This window comes from Arthrobacter sp. BPSS-3, assembly GCF_044628475.1.
Taxonomy (GTDB): domain Bacteria; phylum Actinomycetota; class Actinomycetes; order Actinomycetales; family Micrococcaceae; genus Arthrobacter.
Genome location: NZ_JBIMMV010000001.1, coordinates 140302 through 158312 on the forward strand (window position 1 = coordinate 140302; position 18011 = coordinate 158312).

Here is an 18011-nt window from a genome sequence, read left to right on the forward strand (position 1 = left end):
GGGGCTCACCCCACCGAGAGGTCGGCCCCTTCGTGAGACGAGGAGAGCATCAGGACATGGCAGACCGTGGTCCACCCCAGATGCGAGTAGAGCTGCTGGCCGTCCAGGGACGCCAGCAGCAGCCCGGCCTCGACGTCGTGCTCAAACGCCTGCGCGGCGAGCGCCCGCATCACGAAGCTGCCCAGGCCGCGGCGTTGAAAACCGGGTTCGGTCACGATCTTGTCGAAGACGGCGGTGTGGTCGGCGACGAACACGCGCCCGCTGGCCGCGACCCGGTCACCGGCGTAGACGACGGCGTGGTGGACACCGCCCTCCGTCGAGGGAACCCAGCGGAGGTCGTCGTCGGGCAGCCACGGGTCCTCGGCGTCCTGGGTTTCCATGTCCACGACCATCATGGTTTGCGACTGGGAGGTGACGTTCAGCCCGTGCCGGGCGGCCAGCCCGGCGTAACGGTCCACGTCGTTGGTGAGGATGGTGAGGATCCGGGCCGGCGCCTCGGCAGTCCTGGCGGCCAGGGCGGAGAACTCGTTGTCGGAGGGATCGTGCGCGAAATACTCCCAGTCCCCGGTCGAGTCCGCGCGGAGGACCGAGGGAAAACGGCCCTCCCGTCCGGTCTCGTAGCTACGGCATCCGGCCCAGCCGGCGACCCAGACCTCCAGGAGGTGGGTGGTGTCTTCAACCATCGCGTCCAGACTCATGGGATGAGAGTATTCCAGCCCGGCCGCCAGCAACAGGGTCCGGCCGGGGAGCGGGTGCTTGCTTACGCAATTGTGACCCGGGTGTCGGTCCGGCGCCGCGGCCGCCCCGGTCCCGGGCGTCCTGCCACGCGGATGGGGCTCGCTAATCGAGCGGGTCCCGGACCCCCTCCCACGTTGGCCGGGCGCACCTGCCGCCCTCATCACAGGACCCCGTGATGAGGGTCCCGGACCCGCACTACGAGGGCCGCGGGCCACTGTCACGAGGTGCGTGGACCACGCCCGGCAGGGTGGCCGCACTGCAAAGCCCAGTACGCTTAAAGGCGTGGCTTTGAACAAAATCGTCCTCTTTTACGGCTTCACCCCGGTGCTCGACCCCGAAGCGGTGCGCCTCTGGCAGCGCGCCCTCTGCGAAAAACACGGACTCACCGGCCGCATCCTGATCTCCAAGGACGGCATCAACGCTACCGTCGGCGGCGAGATCGGGGCGGTCAAGCAGTACGTCAAGGCCACCCGCGAATATCCGGGCTTCCGCGGCATCGACGTGAAGTGGTCCGACGGCGGCGCCGAGGACTTCCCCCGGCTCAGCGTCAAGGTCCGGGACGAGATCGTCTCCTTCGGCGCGCCCGGGGAGCTCACGGTGAACGAGGACGGCGTCGTCGGCGGCGGCACGCACCTGGCCCCTGAGGAACTGCACACCCTCGTGGAGGCGAAGAAACAGGCCGGGGAGAACGTGGTCTTTTTCGACGGCCGGAACGGCTTCGAGGCGGAGATCGGCCGTTTCAAGGACGCGGTGGTCCCCGACGTCGCGACCACCCACGACTTCATCCGCGAACTGGACTCCGGCAAGTACGACGCGCTCAAGGACAAGCCCGTGGTCACCTACTGCACCGGCGGGATCCGCTGCGAGGTGCTCTCCAGCCTGATGGTCAACCGCGGCTTCAAGGAGGTCTACCAGCTCGACGGCGGGATCGTCCGCTACGGAGAGGCGTTCAAGGACCGAGGCCTCTGGGAAGGCTCGCTCTACGTCTTCGACAAGCGCATGCACCTGGAATTCAGCGACGAGGCGAAGACCATCGGCCGCTGCGCCCGTTGCGAGGCGCCCACCAGCAAGTTCGAAAACTGCTCCAACCCCAGCTGCCGCACGCTGACCCTGTACTGCGCGGACTGCGCCTCGGACCCGGCCACCCTGCGCTGCCCTGACGGCTGCCCCGCCTGACCGCGGGGCAGCGACGACGAAGAGAGCGCGTCACAACCGCCCCACCCGGTAGGCGAAGTTGGCCGGGGCAAGCGCCTCGACCTTGACCGTCAGGACCGAGTCCGCGGCCAGCTGCACCACGGTGACCCGGGAGGAGCCGCAGCGCAGGCTCAGGTCCACCAGCGCGCTCTCCTTGTCACTGATGGTGAAGGCCACCCGGCGGGTGCTCCGGCACGCCAACGACAGGGCGTAGGTTCCGGCCGGGAGCCGCTCGGTGGCCTCGGTGCGGTCCGCCCCGGCGTCGAGCAGCCCGGCCCGGGACTGGAATATCTGCGCGGTGGTGGCCGGCAGGATTTCCCGGGCCCACTGCTCAAGCTCCGCCCCCATCACCGGGCGGTTCAACGCCGGGTCACGGCTGATCGCGCCGCCGGTGGGCGTCACGGGGCCGGTCGCCGTCGTCCGGCTGCCATCGTCGTACTGGTACTCGCAGCCGCTCAGCCCGCAGGCCAGGGCCGCGGCGAGAGCGACGGCGGCGGGGCGGCCACGCGGGCGCCGCTGCGTCGGGGCCGGCGCGGTGGGCATAATCCGACTCTAAGCCCGTGGAACGCCGGGCGGCCAGAGCGCGGACGCCACCCGGAAGAACGCGCCCGGAGGCCCTCACCGGGACGCCGCCGCGGAGCACACCCCGGCGATGAACTCCAGTTTCTCCAGCACCGCCGGTGACAGCACAAACGGGTACAGGTCCTCCTCGCCCATGCTCCGGTTGATTTGGTTCAGGGCGATTGCGAGCGGCAACCACTCGGTGTCCACCGTTTCCCGGAAGGACCTGCCGTCGGCCGCGGGGATGAGTCCGTATTCGCGGGCGGTGTCCAGGGTGTCGCTGATGTGCAGATAGTGCGCGAAGGTCTCGGCGAAATCCTCGTAGGGGTGCATGGTGGCGTAGCGGGAGATGAACCGTTCGTTCCACTCCTTTGGTGCGCCCTCGCTGTAGTGCCGGTCGATGGCGGCCTGGTAGTCCTCGGTGTCGTCGCCGAACAGCCGCCGGGCCGCCGCGGTGGTGTCCCGGTCGGCGAAGACCAAGACGGTCTCGAAGTAATGGCCCACCTCGTGCCGGAAGTGGCCCAGCAGGGTCCGGTACGGCTCGTCGAGTTCGTTGCGCATCCGTTCGCGGTAGCCGTCGTCGCTTTCGGCCAGGTTGATGGTGATGACGCCGTCGGCGTGGCCGGTCACCACGTGCTCGTGGGCGCTGGAGAGCAGGTCGAAGGCCAGGCCGCCGTCGGGATCATCGCTCCGGGGCACGATCGGCAGCCCCAGGGCGTCGAGTTCGGCCACCAGCTGGCGCTTGGACCGCTCCGCCTTAACGAACTGCGTGAGGCCCTTCGCGTCGTCGTCGTTGGGCCGGGTGCGGGTGAGTCCGCAGCTGAAGCACTCGCCGCCGCGCTCTGCGGCGAGCCAGGTGCAGGCCGCCAGCCCGGCGTGGGCGCATGGGAACCAGTGGGTGCCGGCGTCGTCCCGGTATTCGCCCGCCGCGTCGACGGCGACGACGGCGACGCGGGGCCGGAAGTAGGCCAGCCGGGCGCCGCAGTGCAGGCACTCCTGGTTCTCGACGTACACGGCCGAGCCGCAGGAATCACAGGAGTGTCGTTTCACCTCCCGATCCTACGCTCCGGGCCGGGGCCAGGTGGTCGGGGGCCCGCGGCCGGAGGGCTACTTTCCGGCGGCCTGACCGCGGCGCCGGAACGTGCCCGCGATGGAGAGTTTGCCGGAGTACTGGATGGAGCCGTACCGGAACAGGTGCGCGGCCAGCCGCAGGATCAGGACGCCCACCACCAGGAGCTCCACGATGATGATCACCGACTCCAGCGGGCTGAGGGTGCCGAATGCGTTCCGCAGCAGGCCCGTGACTGGGGCGGACATCGGGAAGTAGGTGAAGACCTGCACGATCGGTGCCTGCGGGTCGGAGATGATCAGGCTGATCGCGTAGAACGGCACAAAGATCAGCGCCATCAGCGGCCCGAAGATGGTGCCGGCGTCCTTGGTGGTGGGCATGACGGCGCCGATCGCCACCAGCACGCCGGTGAAGACGGTGAAGCCGCCCAGCAGCAGGAGCGCCCCCACCACCATGGGTCCGGGTTCGAAGGTGATGGTGGACAGGTCCAGGGCCGGGAGCGCCAGCTTGTCCCGGAAGAACAGGAAGCCCACGGCCACCGGCGTCAGCAGCACCAGGATCTGGACCGCGCCCACCATGAACAGCGCGGCCACCTTGCCGATGATCAGGGTGGTGGGGTTCAAGGTGGTGAGGATCATCTCCGTGACCCGGTTTTCCTTCTCCTCCAGGGTGCTGCTGAGCATCTGGTTGGAGAGCAGGATGATCGAGACGTAGAAGATGACCAGGAACATCAGCGGCGGGATCGCGGAGCCGATGCCCCCGGTCAGGCGGCCGTCCTTGAAGGTCTGCGCCTCGGTTTTGACGTCGCCGCTGGCCGCCGCGGTGAGCTGCGGTGAGCCGACGGCGGCCTGCGCCGAGACGGTCAGCAGCTGCTTGGCGACGGCGTCGTACTTGCCGTTCTCGAAGATGCCCCGGTCCGCGCCGTAGATTTTCACGGTCTGGGTGGCCGGTTCGGCGGGGAACGCGAAGTAGGCGTCGCTGCGGCCCTGCTTCACGTCGCGGATGGCCGTCTCCGCGTCCGACGCCTTCGTGCCGCCGATGGCCCGGGCGATGGTGTCCGAGACCAGCCGGGAGTCATCGGTGTAGGTGAAGGAGAAGGATGCGGTCTTCTGCGCGTCGGAGCGGGCCTCGGTGGAGGAGTTGCTCAGGTAGACCAGGGCGAACACGATGGCGATGACCACCGGGATGGCCAGGGTGGCAATCCAGAAGCCGCGCTTCTTCAGCGTCCGGGTGAACTCGAACGCGATCACGGTGCGCAGGTTGTGCCTGGCGAAGGGCCGGCGCGGCGGGACCGGCGCGGGGGCGGCCTTGGCGGGCGCCTCGGGAAGGGTGCTGTGGTGCGTCATCGGGTCCGGGCCTCCGCTAGTTCGTGCTGTTCGCCGTAAACCTTGATGAAGACCTCATCCAGGGACGTCCGGGCGCTGGTGAAGGAGCGGACCGCCGCTCCGTGGTCGATGAGTTCGCGCAGCACGGCCGCCTCGTCCGTCCCGCCGCGCGGCGAGAGTTCGGCGTTCCCGCCGGCGTCGCTGACGACGTCGTAGCGCGACGACGCGGGCAGGGTGCCGGAGTAGCTGAGCCGGTAGCGGGTGCCGCCGAACTGTTCCTGGACCTCGGAGACGGTGCCGTAGGCGCGGGCCGTGCCGTCCTTGAGCAGGATGACCCGGTCACAGAGCCGCTCCACCTCCTCCATCTGGTGGGTGACCATGATGACGGTGGCGCCGGAGAGTTTTTGTTCGTCGATGATGTCCATCAGCAGCCGTCGGTTCACCGGGTCGAAGCCCTTGGTGGGTTCGTCCAGGATCAGCAGTTCGGGGTCGTTCATGATGGTGACGCCCAGCTGGACCTTCTGCTGCTGGCCGCCGGAGAGCTTGTCCAGCCGGGTGGCGGCCTTGTCGCCGAGGTCCACCCGGTCCAGGTACCCGCGGGACCACGTCCTGGCGCGGGACTTGTCCAGGCCCTTGAGCCGGCCGAAGTACACCATGACGTCCAGCACGGATTCCTTTTTATAGAGGCCGCGTTCCTCCGGCAGGTACCCCAGCCGGGCGCCGTCGCGCGGGCTGAAGGGTTTCCCGCCGATGTGCAGGGTGCCGGCGGTGGGCTGATAGATGCCCAGCAGGGCCCGCAGCGTGGTGGTCTTGCCGCTGCCGTTGCTGCCCAAGAAGCCGAATGTTTCCCCGGCCCGGACGTCGAAGGACAGGTCACGGATGACCGTCTTCTCGCCAAAGTCCATGCGGAAGTCTTGAATGTGTACCAGCGGCTCCGGTGCCGCGCCCCCCAACGTCATGCGGCCATTTTAGCCGCCGGCAGCCGACGTGAGGTGCCGCGGATTCCCCCGGCGTGGCCCGCGCAAGCGTTGCAGGCCCAAGCACGGCAGGCCGGCCCGGCCGCCCTAGGGTCAGGCCGGGGGTCAGGCCGCGGGGGTCAGCTGGTACGCGTAGATCAGCGGCGCGTCGACGCTGGAGGCGCTGATCGCCACGGTCCCGGCGGCCGGGACCTTGATGGTGGCGGTCTCCCGGCTGCCGTTGCAGGCCGCTCCCGCCTCCGCCAGCTGTTTGCCGTCCAGGCTGACGGCGAAGAATTCCTTGCCGCCGCCGTCGCAGCTCATGGTCAAGGTGTAGGTGCCGGCCCCCAGGGTGGCGCTCTGCACCACGGGGGTGCGGTTGAGGATCTTCCCCGCGTCCGAGAGGACGATCCCGCTGGCGGAGGGCAGTGCAGTGGCCTTCCATGCGTTCGCATCCGTTGATTCCACCGACGTGACGGGCGCGCAGGCGGAGGCGCCGAGGACGACGGCGGCGCCGGCTGCCGCGGCGTACGCCCCGTGGAGCAGGCGGCGCGGGACAGGCATCGGGGAAGCAGTGGGCATGATTCCAACTTACCGGGTCCGCAGCAGGGCCGATGGCCGCCGACCGCACCCTTGAACTTGACGCTGCGTCAAGATTTATCCTCGAAGAAACGGCCCGGCAGGGCCGTCGGGAGGGACCAAGTGGAGGGAACCGGCATGGAATGGTCCGTGCAGCAGCTGGCCAGGCTGGCCGGCACCACCAGCAGGACGCTTCGGCACTATGACGCTGTCGGCCTGCTCAAGCCCAGCCGCACCGGCGCCAACGGCTACCGCTACTACAACCACGCCGCGCTGCTCCGGTTGCAACGGATCCTGCTTCTGCGGGAACTGGGGCTCGGACTGCGGGCGATCGCCGACGCGCTGGCCCACGAACAGCAGGCCGAACGCGCGCTCGCCGGGCATCTGCGCTGGCTGGTCCAGGAACAGGACCGCCTGGCCCGCCAGATCGCCTCGGTCCGGCGCACCCTCGAGGCAGTGACAAAAGGAGAGGACATCATGGCAGAGGCAATGTTCGGCGGATTCGATCACACCCGCCACCGGGCCGAGGTCGAGGAACGCTGGGGCAAGGAGGCCTACGGCCGGGCGGACGCCTGGTGGCGGGGAATGGGCGGCACGGACCAGGACGCGTGGAAGCGGGCCGCCGAACAGCTCAGCGCCGACTGGCAGGCCGCGGCGGAGTCCGGCGGGGCCCCGGACAGCCCGGCGGCCCAGGACTTGGCCGCCCGCCACGTCCGCTGGCTTGCCGCCATCCCCGGAACCCCGGCGGCGGACGGCGGCGCCGGGCTGAAGGCCTACATCCTGGGCCTGGGGGAGCTGTACGTGGCGGATCCGCGGTTCGCCGCGAACTACGGCGGTGCGGCCGGTGCGGCCTTCGTCCGGGATGCGCTGCGGGTGTTCGTCGAGGGGCAGCCTTAGCCCGGTCGGTGAGCTAAGCCGGAGGTCCCGGGCCTCGCCTAAACTTGACCGGTGACCTCCTCGACTCTTTTCACCGCCGGCAACACCCCCGATGCCCCGCGCAGCGACCTCCCGGACCTGACCGGGGCCCTCGCCCGCGACCTGCTGGCCATCGGCTACACCGTCGACGGGGTCGCCGCGTTCCTCGGTGAGGCCGCCCACGCCGCCCTGGCCCGGGACCAGCTCATCCCGGCCCTGATCGCCGTCGACGACGCCGTCGCTGCCGACCCGGCCGCCGCCGCGCTCGCCGCCGTCGTCCGCCTCTGGTTGCTGGCCGAACCGCAGACCGCTGCCGCCCTCGACGCCGCCCTGCCCTCGGTGGGCGCCGCCGGCCTCGGCGAACTCGGCCTCGTGGAAGGGGCGGAGGATGACCTGGTCCGGGCCCGTGTGGACCTGCGGCCCTACGGCTGGGATCCGGCGACGGATGAGGAAGGGCAGCCGAACGGGGGCGCCGACCTCTGGGTAGCCAGCGACTTGGCCGCGCACCAGAGCCCCGGCGTGCTGCGCCGCGACCATGTGCTCGGAATCGGCCAGGCATCCACCACCCTGGTCCAGGTCACCGCCCGGCGGCACGTGGCCCGGGCCCTGGACCTCGGTACCGGCTGCGGCGTCCAGACTTTCCACCTGCTCCACCACGCCGAGCACGTCACCGCCACGGACATTTCCGACCGCGCATTGGCCTTCACCCGCTTCAATCTGGTCCTCAACGCCCGGGAGCTGCACCTGGACCCGGAGGACCTCGGCGGCCGCGTCACCCTGCGGCGCGGGTCGCTGCTAGAACCGGTCGTTGGGGAGGAGTTCGACCTGGTGGTCTCCAACCCGCCGTTCGTGATCACCCCGCGCACCGCCGGGGAATCGACGGCGGCCCAGTTCACCTACCGCGACGGTGGCCTGCCCGGCGACGAGATCGTCGCCGCCCTGGTCCGGGACCTCCCCTCCGTCCTGGCGCCCGGCGGCACCGCGCAGATGCTGGGCAACTGGGAAATCCCGGCCGGCCAGGAGTGGTCCGCCCGGCCGCAGCAGTGGGCCCCTGAGGATGCCGATGTGTGGTTCATCCAGCGCGAGCAGGTGGGTCCCGAGCAGTACGCCGAAACCTGGCTGCAGGACGCCTCCGAGGGCCGGGACCGGGACCTGTACCGCCGTTCCTACGCCGACTACCTGGACGACTTCGCCTCCCGCGGCGTCACCGCGATCGGCTTCGGCATGATCTTCCTGCGCCGCCCTGCCGCGGAAGCAGGAACGGTGCTGCGCCGCTTCGAGGAGATCACCTACCCGATCGAGCAGCCCGTGGGGCCGCACCTCGGGGCGGCGGTGGAACGTGCCGACTGGCTTGCCGGCCACGACGTCGCGGCGGCGCACCTGCGCGTGGCCGACGACGTCACGGAGGAACGGCACCAGCGCCCCGGCGCCGAGCACCCCGGCGTGATCCTGCTGCGCCAAGGTGCCGGGCTCCGCCGCACCAACCTGCTGAGCACGGAACTGGCGGGCTTCGTGTCAGCGTGCGACGGCGAGCTCACCGCCGGGCAGATCGCCGGGGCGCTCGATGCCCTCCTGGGCGGGTATGAGGGCCACGACAGCGGCACCTTCCGGCAGGGGCTGCTCGACGACGCCGCCAACCTGGTCCGGGACGGCTTCCTGCTTCCGGCCTGATTGGGTCCTGCCTGATTGGGTCCTGCCTGATTGGGTCGCGACTGATTGTTCCGTGCCCGGGATGCGCAGGACCACCACCGCCACGGCCGCCGCAACCAGCACTCCCGCGGAGCCGGTGGCGAGGAAGCTGGTGCGGACCGGCAGCGCCGCACCGAGGAGGCCGCCGAGGGCCAGCGCCGCTATTGACACCGCCCGCGTCATCCCGCCAAGGATCGCCATCGCCTGACCGCGCCCGGTCTCCGGAATCCGGAGGATGGTGATCGCCCCGAAGCAGGCGTTGAGGACGCCGCAGGCCGCGCCGGTCGCGGTGTAGGCGGCAAACAGCCACGCCACCGTGGGCACCAGGGCCGTCGCCCCAAGGAGGGCCGAGGTCAGCACCATCGCCGCCAGCAGCGCCCGGAGCCGGTTCCGTCCGTTCCCGATCCGGCCGGCGAGGGCCGCGCCGGCGGCCATGCCAAGGCCGAAAGCCGCGGCCAGCAGCCCGTACTCCGCCTCGCTCGCTCCCAGTTCGCCGCGGGCCAGGAACACCTCGAGGACGTTGGTGGCCTCGCCGGCGACGATGAAGAACATGGCGCCGAGAACCAGCGCCCACACCAGGACGTCCCGCCGGAGCAGGTGCAACCCGTCGAGCAGCGCCGGGGCAGGCCGCCCCGCGCGTTCGGCGGCCGTGCCGCGCCGGGTGCGGATCAGCAGGGCACCGGCTCCCATTGCGAGGTAGCAGCCGCCGGCCACCGCCACCACCAGCCCGGGGCCGCCCCAGCCGGTCAGCAGGCCGCCCGCGGCCGGCCCCGCCATGCCGGCGATCATGGTGGTGGCCTGCATGGTGCCCACCGCCTTGGGCGTGCGTTCCTCGCCAACAATCCGGGGCAATAGGGCCTGCCAGGTGGGGCCCGCCACGGCCTGAGCCGCGTCCAGCAGGAAGGTCATGGCAAACAGCAGCGGAAGGTTCAGGACACCCTCCCGCAGCCCGAAGGCCATCCCCGCCACCGCCGCGGCGCTGGCCAGGGATGCCGCCGTCGCCAGCGTGCGTGAATCCCGGGTGTCTGCGAGCCGCCCGGCCCAGGGGGCCAGGAGGACCAGGGGCAGGGCGGAGCAGGCCAGGTAGGCGGCCACCAGCCACGGCCCGGCGCCGGGACCGTTGCCCGCGGACTCCGCCTGGAGCCGAAGCATGACGGTGACGACGACGGCGCCCATGCCGGCGGCGGCGAAGAAGCGGGAGCCGCTGGCGAGCAGGAAGTCGTGGTTGCGCCACAAGGGGGCGACCGGCGCGGGGGCCTTATGAAGTGTTTCTTTCATAACTGGACCATAGGTCCGCGCCGGGCAAGTGTCAAGCATTCCTTTCATAGTTTGGAAACCGTCGCTAGACTGGGGGAGTGAAGACAGAGAACCCGCCGGCGGATCCCGCCGAGGCGCCGGCCGGCAAGCGCAGGCCGCGCCCGGAACAGAAGGTGGAGATCACCGACCCCAAGGCCATCCGGGCCCTGGCCCACGCCGCGCGGCTGGAAGTGATCTCGGAGCTGTACTCCACCCAGGTCAGCCGCACCGCCACGGAGCTTGCGGCACAGACCGGGCTGACCCCCAGCGCCATGAGCTACCACCTGCGGGCCCTGCAGAAATGGGGGATCGTGGTGCCCGCGGCCACCGCCGGGGACGCACGCGAGCGCCGCTGGAAGGCCGCCGGAACGGACTTCACCATCAAATCCGGCGGCGGACCGGCCAGTCCGGAATTCGCCGTCCTGGACCTGGAACTGGACGCCTACCGCCGACGGGTCAAGGCACACGCCGAGGCCCGGGATGAGCAGCGGCGGCGCGGCGAATCCGGGGAACCGCCCGCCTCGGTGGTGCTGGCCAGCAACCTGCTCTATCTCACGCCGGCCCAGCGTGCCGAGCTGACGGAGCGCATCTTCGGGCTGCTGCGTGACTACGAACTCGAGGCGCCGGACGCGATCCCGGACGGGGCCGTGCGGATGGCCACCATGTGGTCGATGATCCCGGACGACCGCGGCGGCCCCGCGGCCGTCTGAACGGCGACCCGTCCGGCGCGTCCTGAAAAGCCCCCGACAAACGGAAGAGTGTCCGTGACCGCACCGCTTGCCTCCATCGAAATCGACGAATACCTGCCGCACCCGCCGGCGGCCGTCTGGCGGGCTCTGACCGACCCGGACCTGATCGCCGACTGGCTCATGGACAACAATTTCGAACCGGTCGTCGGGCACGACTACATCATGCGTGGGACCCCCGTCCCGGCCGTCGGCTTCAGCGGACTGGTCGCCAGCCGTGTCCTGGACGTCCGGGACGGGCACCTGCTGCGGATCTCGTGGCGGGACGCTGAAGCGGGGAACGACCTGCAAAGCACCGTCACCTGGACCCTTGCCCCGGAGGGAACGGGAACGCGGCTGGACCTCGTCCACGAGGGATTCGACCCCGCGGAGCCCAGCCACGCCGTCGCCCACCGCATCATGGCCGGAGGCTGGCAGGGCCACCTGCTGACACGGCTGAAGGAGACCCTCGGCCGCATCGCAGCCTAGCCTCACAGCAGCGGCGGCACGGGTCCGAAGCCGCCGCGCATTTGTGCATCAATGCGCGGTATTCCGCAAAATATGGTGAACTAGGCGGATATGGGCGGTTCTGCCCGAGCAACCTTTTTTCTGTAGGAGCACCGTGCCAAGCAAGGCCCCCACCGGCAAGAAACTCGTGATTGTGGAGTCTCCGGCCAAGAGCAAGACCATCGCCAAGTACCTGGGCGAGGGCTTCATTGTCGAGGCCTCCATCGGTCACATCCGTGACCTCCCGCAGCCCTCGGAGCTCCCCGCGGAACTGAAAAAGACCTCGGTGGGCAAGTTCGCCGTCGACGTCGACCACGACTTCAAGCCCTACTACGTGGTGTCCCCGGACAAGAAGAAAAAGGTCGCCGAACTCAAGGCCCAGCTCAAGGGCGCCGACGCGCTCTACCTCGCAACCGATGGGGACCGCGAGGGCGAGGCCATCGCGTGGCACCTGCTGGAGGTCCTCAAGCCCAAGGTCCCGGTGTACCGGATGACCTTCGGTGAAATCACCAAGGAAGCCATCCACCGCGCCATGGACAACCTGCGCGACGTGGACCAGGACCTAGTGGATGCCCAGGAAACCCGCCGCGTGCTGGACCGGCTCTACGGCTACGAGATCTCCCCGGTGCTCTGGCGCAAGGTGGCCCGCGGGCTCTCCGCCGGCCGCGTGCAGTCCGTCGTGACCCGCATGGTGGTGGACCGGGAACGCGAGCGGATGGCCTTCAAGGCGGCCTCCTACTGGGACCTGACCGGCCAGTTCGGCACCGACGCCGGAACGGCTTCCTCGTTCAAAGCAAAGCTGGCGTCCGTGGACGGCTCCAAGGTCGCCAGCGGCCGGGACTTCAACGACGACGGCGAGCTCACCGCCCGCGGCGTCGTCCACCTGAACCAGGAACTCGCCCTGTCCCTGGCCTCCGGCCTGCAGGAGGCGGAATTCCGCGTCCGCTCCGTCGACACCAAGCCCTACACCCGCCGCCCGACCGCGCCGTTCACCACCTCCACGCTGCAGCAGGAGGCCGGCCGCAAGCTGCGCTTCTCCTCGAAGAGCACCATGCAGGTGGCCCAGCGGCTGTACGAAAACGGCTACATCACCTATATGCGTACCGACTCGAACGCGCTGAGCAACGAGGCCATCACGGCCGCGCGGCGCCAGGCGTCCGAACTGTACGGCCCCGAGTACGTCCCGGCCTCGCCGCGCGTGTACAGCGGCAAAGCCGCCAACGCCCAGGAGGCGCACGAGGCCATCCGCCCCGCCGGCGACTCCTTCCGCACGCCGGCCCAAGTGGCCAAGCAGCTCTCCGGCGACGAGTTCCGCCTCTACGAGCTGATCTGGAAGCGCACCGTTGCCTCCCAGATGGCCGACGCCAAGGGTTCGACGGCGACCATCCGCCTCGGCGCGATCGCCACCGACGGCCGGGATGCCGAATTCTCCGCCTCCGGCACCGTCATCACCTTCCCCGGCTTCCTCGCCGCCTACGAGGAAGGCAAGGACGAGAGCCGCGGCGACGACGACTCGGACGAGGCCCGCCGGTTGCCGAACGTGGCCAAGGACGACGTCCTCACCGCAGCGGACATCACCGCCGTCGGCCACGAGACCTCGCCGCCGCCGCGCTTCACCGAAGCGTCGCTAACTGCCGAGCTGGAGAAGAAGGGCATCGGCCGCCCGTCGACCTACGCCTCCACCATCTCCACCATCCAGGACCGCGGCTACGTCCGGAAGCAGGGCTCCGCGCTGGTTCCGAGCTGGATCGCGTTCTCCGTGGTCCGGCTGCTGGAGCAGCACTTCCATGACTACGTGGACTACGACTTCACCGCCGACATGGAAGCGGATCTGGACAAGATCGCCAACGGCCAGGAGGCCGGTCCGTCCTGGTTGAAGCACTTCTACTTCGGCGCCGACGCCAAGCCGGGCCTGCTGAGCATCGTGAACAACCTCGGCGAGATTGACGCCCGCGAGATCAACTCGATCCCGATCACGGACGGCATCACACTGCGCGTCGGCAAGTTCGGTCCGTACCTGGAGAGCTCCGTCCCCACCGTGGACCCGAAGACCGGCGAAGTGGTCGAGTCCGCCCGGGCCAACGTCCCCGAGGACCTGGCCCCGGATGAGCTGACCGCCGCCAAGGCCGTGGAGCTGATGGAGACCGCCGCCCCCGAGGAACGCGTCCTCGGCGTTGACCCGCACACCGGACACACGGTGGTGGCCAAGAACGGCCGGTACGGGGCCTACGTCACCGAGATCATCCCGGAGATGACCGAGGAACAGCTGGCCAGCCTGCCTGTGGAGTACTACAAGAACGGCAAGCCGAAGCCGCCGAAGAAGCCGGTCAAGGCCAAGCCGCGCACCGGCTCGCTCTTCGCCTCGATGACCGTGGACTCCGTGACCCTGGACGAGGCGCTGCAACTGATGAGCCTGCCGCGCGTCGTGGGCCAGGACGCCGAGGGCACCCCCATCACGGTGCAGAACGGCCGGTTCGGCCCATACCTGAAGAAGGGCACGGACTCCCGCTCGATCGGCTCCGAGGAGGAGATCTTCACGATCACCCTCGAGCAGGCGCTGGAGATCTACTCCCAGCCCAAGCAGCGCGGCGCCCGTGCCGCGGTGCCGCCGCTGGCCGAGTTCGGCCCGGACCCGGTCTCGGAGAAGAACATCGTGGTGAAGGAAGGCCGGTTCGGCCCGTACATCACCGACGGCGTCACCAACATCACCGTCCCGCGGAGCACCTCCGTCGAGGAGCTCACCCGGGAACAGGCCGTGGAACTGCTGGCCGAGAAGCGCGCCAAGGGCCCGGTCAAGCGCAAGCCCGCCGCCCGCAAGGCACCGGCCCGAAAGGCCGCGGCCAAGAAGTAGGTCCGGGGTTTCGGGCTTCGCGTCCGGCGTCCGGCTCCCGGGTTCGGTGCAGGCCCGCCGTCCGGAAACAGCGACGGCGGGCCGAACCCGCGAGCGGAACGCAAGCCCCGGCGGGGCACGCCGGGGCCGTGGCCGCCGTCGTCGGGAATTGCGCCCCGGGCCGCAAAGTGATCGAGTGGGACAATGACTGAACAGCCCACACCCATGGATTCACAGCCGCTCAACGACCTCGAGGAGAAGCTCGCCCGGGGGGAACAGCCGGATGCCAACCCGGTGGATGTCATCCTGTCTTTCCTCAACAATGAGGTCTACATCGTCAGCTCGGACACTCTGGAGGGCCCCGACTCGCAGGTGGAGCCGCTGGTGCTGGCCAACGCCTCCGGCAACCCCGTGCTGGCCGTCTTCTCCCACCCCAGCCGCGTCACGGAGCAGTACCTCGCCGCCGCGCCGAACATCCTGGGAACCCAGGGCGCCGCGATCCTCGGCAACCTCGGCGACGAGCTCGGCATGGTCATCAACCCCGGCGCCGCCTACGGCTTCGAGATCGACCCGGAGGGTGTGGCCAACATTCGCCGCGACTTCAAGCCCGCCGACGAGGACGAGGCCGGCACCGAGGCCTAAGACCCGGCACCCACCAGCGCCCGCGGACCACCAGTGGTCCGCGGGCGCGGCTCTTTAGGCGGCCGGTACCCGCCGGGCAATAATGTGCCTATGCGACTAGGCGTACTCGACATAGGGTCCAACACCGTCCACCTTCTCCTCGTGGACGCCCATCCCGGCGCCCGGCCGGTGGCCTTCGCCTCGCATAAGCGCTCCCTCTCCCTGGTCCAGCATCTGGATGGCGACGGCAACATCAGCGACGACGGCCAGAACGAGCTCGTGGAGTTCGTCCTCGAGGCCTGGGAATTCGCCGCCAAGCACAAGGCCGAGGACCTGCTGGCCTTTTGCACCTCCGCCATCCGCGAGGCCACCAACGGCAGCGAGGTCCTGGCCCGCGTCAAGCACGAGACCACCGTGACGCTGCGCGAACTCAGCGGCAGCGAGGAGGCGTCCATGACCTTCTTCGCCGTGCGCCGCTGGTATGGCTGGGGTGCCGGGCCCATGCTCAACCTGGACATCGGCGGCGGCTCCTTCGAAATGGCCTACGGCGAGGACGAGCTGCCGGAGCTGGCCATGTCCGTCCCGCTCGGCGCCAGCCGGCTGACCCGCGACTGGCTGCCCGAGGATCCGCCCTCCGCCAAGAGCGTCAAGGAATTGCGGAACTACATCCGGGAGACCCTGAAACCCGTCGTCAAGGAGTTCCAGAGCCTGGGCCGGGCCAACCACGTGGCCGGCACCTCCAAGACGTTCCGGTCGCTGGCCCGGATCGCCGGGGCAGCCCCGAGCGGCGCCGGTCCCTACGTCAAACGCGAGCTCTACGCCACGGACCTGGGGCTCTGGGCGCAGCGCATCTCGGCCATGGAGATCGAGGACCGCCTGCACCTGCCCGCCGTCTCCGAGGCCCGGGCACCCCAGCTGCTCGCCGGCGCGCTCGTGGCGGAGGCCGCCCTGGAAATGTTCGAGTTCCCCAGCCTGGAGATCTGCCCCTGGGCGCTGCGCGAGGGCCTGATCCTGCGCCGGCTGGACCAGCTGGTCACCGAGGGGCCCCTGGAGCCACCGCCCCACGTGGCCCTGGCCAGCCAGCCCGCCGAGCTGCAGGCCCCGGACGACGACGAGAAGGACGAGGACGACGACTCGGACGACGACGACACGAAGGACGGCGGTAAGAAAGACAAGGAGCACGACGGCGAGAAGAAGGACGGCCACAAAAAGGGCAACGGCAAGAAGGACAAGAAACACTAGCCGGGCTGTCCCCGCCCGTGAGGGCGCCGGGACGCCGTCGGCGAACGCCCCGCTCCGAACCGTTCGTTAAAGCGAAAGCACCGGCCGTCGCTCGCGGGAAAATGGGGGAAACCCGCTGCTGACGACCGGTGCCGGGGCAGGCATCCGCATGCCTGCTGCATCACTCGCACCCTCTTGATGAGGTACTAACTACGGTAGGGGCCGAGGATGGGAGCAAGCTGGCCCGAAGTTGTGAGCTGGCTGTGAATCGGGGCCGACTGCAATGATGGGGGCATGAGCAACCGAATCGCCTTCCTGGGCTGTGGGTCAATGAACGAGGCAATCCTGGGCGGACTGATCGCCGGCGGGACCGATCCCGCGGACATCGTCGCCACCGTGCGGAGGGCCGGGCGGGCCGCGGAACTGGCCGAACGGCACACCGGCATCACCGCGATCGCCGGCGAAGAGGAACCCGAGAACAACGTGCAGGCCGCCACCGGTGCCGACGTCGTGATCCTGGGCGTCAAGCCCGTGGGAACCGCGGCGCTGGCCCGGGAGATCAGCGGGGCGCTCTCCCCGGACACGCTGGTGGTCAGCGTCGCCGCGGCCGTGTCCCTGGAGCAGCTGGAGGCGGCGCTGCCGGCCGGGCAGCCGGTGATCCGCACCATGCCCAACACGCCCGCCCGCCTGGGCCGCGGCGTCGTCTCCGTCTCCGGTGGGACGCACTGCTCGGCGGAACAGCTGCAGCAGGCCAAGGACATCTTCGCCGCGGTCGGCACCGTCGTCGAGATCCCGGAGGCCCAGGTGGACGCGCTCTCCGCGGTCAGCGGCTCCGGCCCGGCGTACGCCTTCTACCTTGCCGAGGCGATGGCCGCCGCCGGCGTCGAGCTGGGCCTGGACCCGGAGCTCTCCAAGCTGTTGGCCCGGGAGACCGTGGCCGGTGCCGGCCTGATGCTCGCCGAACCCGGCGCCGACCCCACCGCCCTGCGGATCGCGGTGACCAGCCCGAACGGGACGACCGAACGCGGGATCGCCACCTTCGACGAGCAGGGGCTGTCCGGCATCATCGCCGCCGGCGCCCGGGCCGCCGCGGAACGCGCTGCCGAGATCACCAAGCAGCTGGGCTGACACCCAGCCCCCACCCGCACACGGACAGGACAGCACGCATGGAACTGCACATCACCGGCGACGACGCCGCGGACAAGCTGCTCAGCGACGACGCCTTCGCCCTGCTCACCGGCATGCTGTTGGACCAGCAGGTGACCATGGAATCGGCCTTCGCCGGGCCGGAGAAGATCCGCACCCGGATCGGATCGCTGGAGCCTCGCACGATCGCCGGCTACGACCCGCAGGGTTTCGTCGAGGTCTTCAAGGAAAAGCCCGCCGTGCACCGGTTCCCCGGCTCCATGGCCGGCCGGGTCCAGGCGCTGGCCGAGACCGTGGACAAGGAGTGGGGCGGGGACGCCACCGCGATCTGGACCCAAGGCGAGCCCGACGGCGCCGAGGTGCTCCGCCGGCTCAAGGCCCTCCCGGGTTTCGGCGAGCAGAAGGCGAAGATCTTCCTGGCGCTGCTGGGCAAGCAGTGCGGCCTCAAGGCCGAAGGCTGGCGCGAGGCCGCCGGGCACTACGGCCAGGCGGACGCCTACCTGTCCGTGGCGGACATCGTCGACCCCGACTCCCTGGTCAAGGTTCGGGCCAGCAAGCAGGCCGCGAAGGCCGCGGCGAAGGCGGCCAAGGGCGCGGAATGACGGGCGCGCCTCGCCCGTCCCGCCGTCGTCGGGCTGG

General features: G+C 69.9%; 16 protein-coding genes and 1 pseudogene. 10 read left to right on the top strand and 7 right to left on the bottom strand.

Annotated elements, in window-relative coordinates:
* Nucleotides 1-5: 5 nt before the first annotated feature.
* Complete coding sequence (locus ACFVY3_RS00700; protein WP_400158432.1) at nt 6-698, bottom strand: GNAT family N-acetyltransferase; 693 nt, start codon at nt 696-698, stop codon at nt 6-8.
* 322 nt (nt 699-1020) lie between these two features.
* On the opposite strand from ACFVY3_RS00700, the gene ACFVY3_RS00705 reads away from it, so the two are divergent.
* Nucleotides 1021-1914, top strand: a complete 894-nt coding sequence (locus tag ACFVY3_RS00705; RefSeq protein ID WP_400158433.1) for a rhodanese-related sulfurtransferase — start codon at nt 1021-1023, stop codon at nt 1912-1914.
* 30 nt (nt 1915-1944) lie between these two features.
* Here the strand turns inward: ACFVY3_RS00705 and ACFVY3_RS00710 are convergent, their stop codons facing one another.
* From ACFVY3_RS00710 to ACFVY3_RS00730, 5 genes are all read right to left on the bottom strand, one after another.
* The gene (locus ACFVY3_RS00710; protein ID WP_290256145.1) at nt 1945-2475 is read right to left on the bottom strand and encodes a hypothetical protein; all 531 of its coding nucleotides are present in this window, start codon (nt 2473-2475) and stop codon (nt 1945-1947) included.
* 75 nt (nt 2476-2550) lie between these two features.
* Nucleotides 2551-3543 carry a putative zinc-binding metallopeptidase gene (locus ACFVY3_RS00715; RefSeq protein ID WP_400158434.1) on the bottom strand — a complete coding sequence of 331 codons (993 nt, stop codon included), beginning with the start codon at nt 3541-3543 and terminating at the stop codon, nt 2551-2553.
* Nucleotides 3544-3600: 57 nt separating this feature from the next.
* Nucleotides 3601-4908 carry an ABC transporter permease gene (locus ACFVY3_RS00720; protein ID WP_400158435.1) on the bottom strand — a complete coding sequence of 436 codons (1308 nt, stop codon included), beginning with the start codon at nt 4906-4908 and terminating at the stop codon, nt 3601-3603.
* Complete coding sequence (locus tag ACFVY3_RS00725; protein WP_400158436.1) at nt 4905-5846, bottom strand: ABC transporter ATP-binding protein; 942 nt, start codon at nt 5844-5846, stop codon at nt 4905-4907. Before ACFVY3_RS00725 ends, ACFVY3_RS00720 begins: the two co-directional genes overlap by 4 nt.
* 123 nt (nt 5847-5969) lie before the next feature.
* Entirely contained in the window at nt 5970-6425 is a 456-nt protein-coding gene (locus ACFVY3_RS00730) for a hypothetical protein (RefSeq protein ID WP_400158437.1), read from the bottom strand.
* 135 nt (nt 6426-6560) lie between these two features.
* On the opposite strand from ACFVY3_RS00730, the gene ACFVY3_RS00735 reads away from it, so the two are divergent.
* Together ACFVY3_RS00735 and ACFVY3_RS00740 are read left to right on the top strand one after the other, a co-directional pair.
* On the top strand, nt 6561-7319 hold the full coding sequence (locus ACFVY3_RS00735; RefSeq protein ID WP_400158438.1) for a MerR family transcriptional regulator: 759 nt from the start codon (nt 6561-6563) through the stop codon (nt 7317-7319).
* A 51-nt stretch (nt 7320-7370) separates the two neighbouring features.
* Nucleotides 7371-9008 (top strand): methyltransferase, encoded by a 1638-nt coding sequence (locus ACFVY3_RS00740; protein ID WP_400158439.1) that lies wholly within the window; start codon nt 7371-7373, stop codon nt 9006-9008.
* A 42-nt stretch (nt 9009-9050) separates the two neighbouring features.
* On the opposite strand, the pseudogene ACFVY3_RS00745 reads toward ACFVY3_RS00740, so the two are convergent.
* Nucleotides 9051-10352 (bottom strand): annotated as a pseudogene (locus ACFVY3_RS00745) (MFS transporter); the annotation flags it as partial.
* A 29-nt stretch (nt 10353-10381) separates the two neighbouring features.
* Here ACFVY3_RS00745 and ACFVY3_RS00750 point away from each other — a divergent pair.
* The 7 genes from ACFVY3_RS00750 (at nt 10382) to ACFVY3_RS00780 (ending at nt 17974) form a co-directional block, all read left to right on the top strand.
* Nucleotides 10382-11032 carry an ArsR/SmtB family transcription factor gene (locus ACFVY3_RS00750; protein WP_400158440.1) on the top strand — a complete coding sequence of 217 codons (651 nt, stop codon included), beginning with the start codon at nt 10382-10384 and terminating at the stop codon, nt 11030-11032.
* A 54-nt stretch (nt 11033-11086) separates the two neighbouring features.
* Nucleotides 11087-11536, top strand: coding sequence for an SRPBCC domain-containing protein (locus ACFVY3_RS00755; protein ID WP_400158441.1), 450 nt, complete (start codon nt 11087-11089; stop codon nt 11534-11536).
* 133 nt (nt 11537-11669) lie between these two features.
* A complete protein-coding gene (gene topA / locus ACFVY3_RS00760) occupies nt 11670-14405 on the top strand; it encodes a type I DNA topoisomerase (RefSeq protein ID WP_290256136.1) in 2736 nt (911 codons plus the stop codon).
* A gap of 183 nt (nt 14406-14588) precedes the next feature.
* Nucleotides 14589-15026, top strand: a complete 438-nt coding sequence (locus ACFVY3_RS00765) for an SseB family protein (protein ID WP_290256135.1) — start codon at nt 14589-14591, stop codon at nt 15024-15026.
* 90 nt (nt 15027-15116) lie between these two features.
* The gene (locus ACFVY3_RS00770) at nt 15117-16247 is read left to right on the top strand and encodes a Ppx/GppA phosphatase family protein (protein WP_400158442.1); all 1131 of its coding nucleotides are present in this window, start codon (nt 15117-15119) and stop codon (nt 16245-16247) included.
* 273 nt (nt 16248-16520) lie between these two features.
* Complete coding sequence (proC, locus tag ACFVY3_RS00775) at nt 16521-17354, top strand: pyrroline-5-carboxylate reductase (RefSeq protein WP_400158443.1); 834 nt, start codon at nt 16521-16523, stop codon at nt 17352-17354.
* Between the two features lie 38 nt (nt 17355-17392).
* The gene (locus ACFVY3_RS00780; protein ID WP_400158444.1) at nt 17393-17974 is read left to right on the top strand and encodes an HhH-GPD-type base excision DNA repair protein; all 582 of its coding nucleotides are present in this window, start codon (nt 17393-17395) and stop codon (nt 17972-17974) included.
* The last annotated feature ends 37 nt before the right edge of the window (nt 17975-18011 follow it).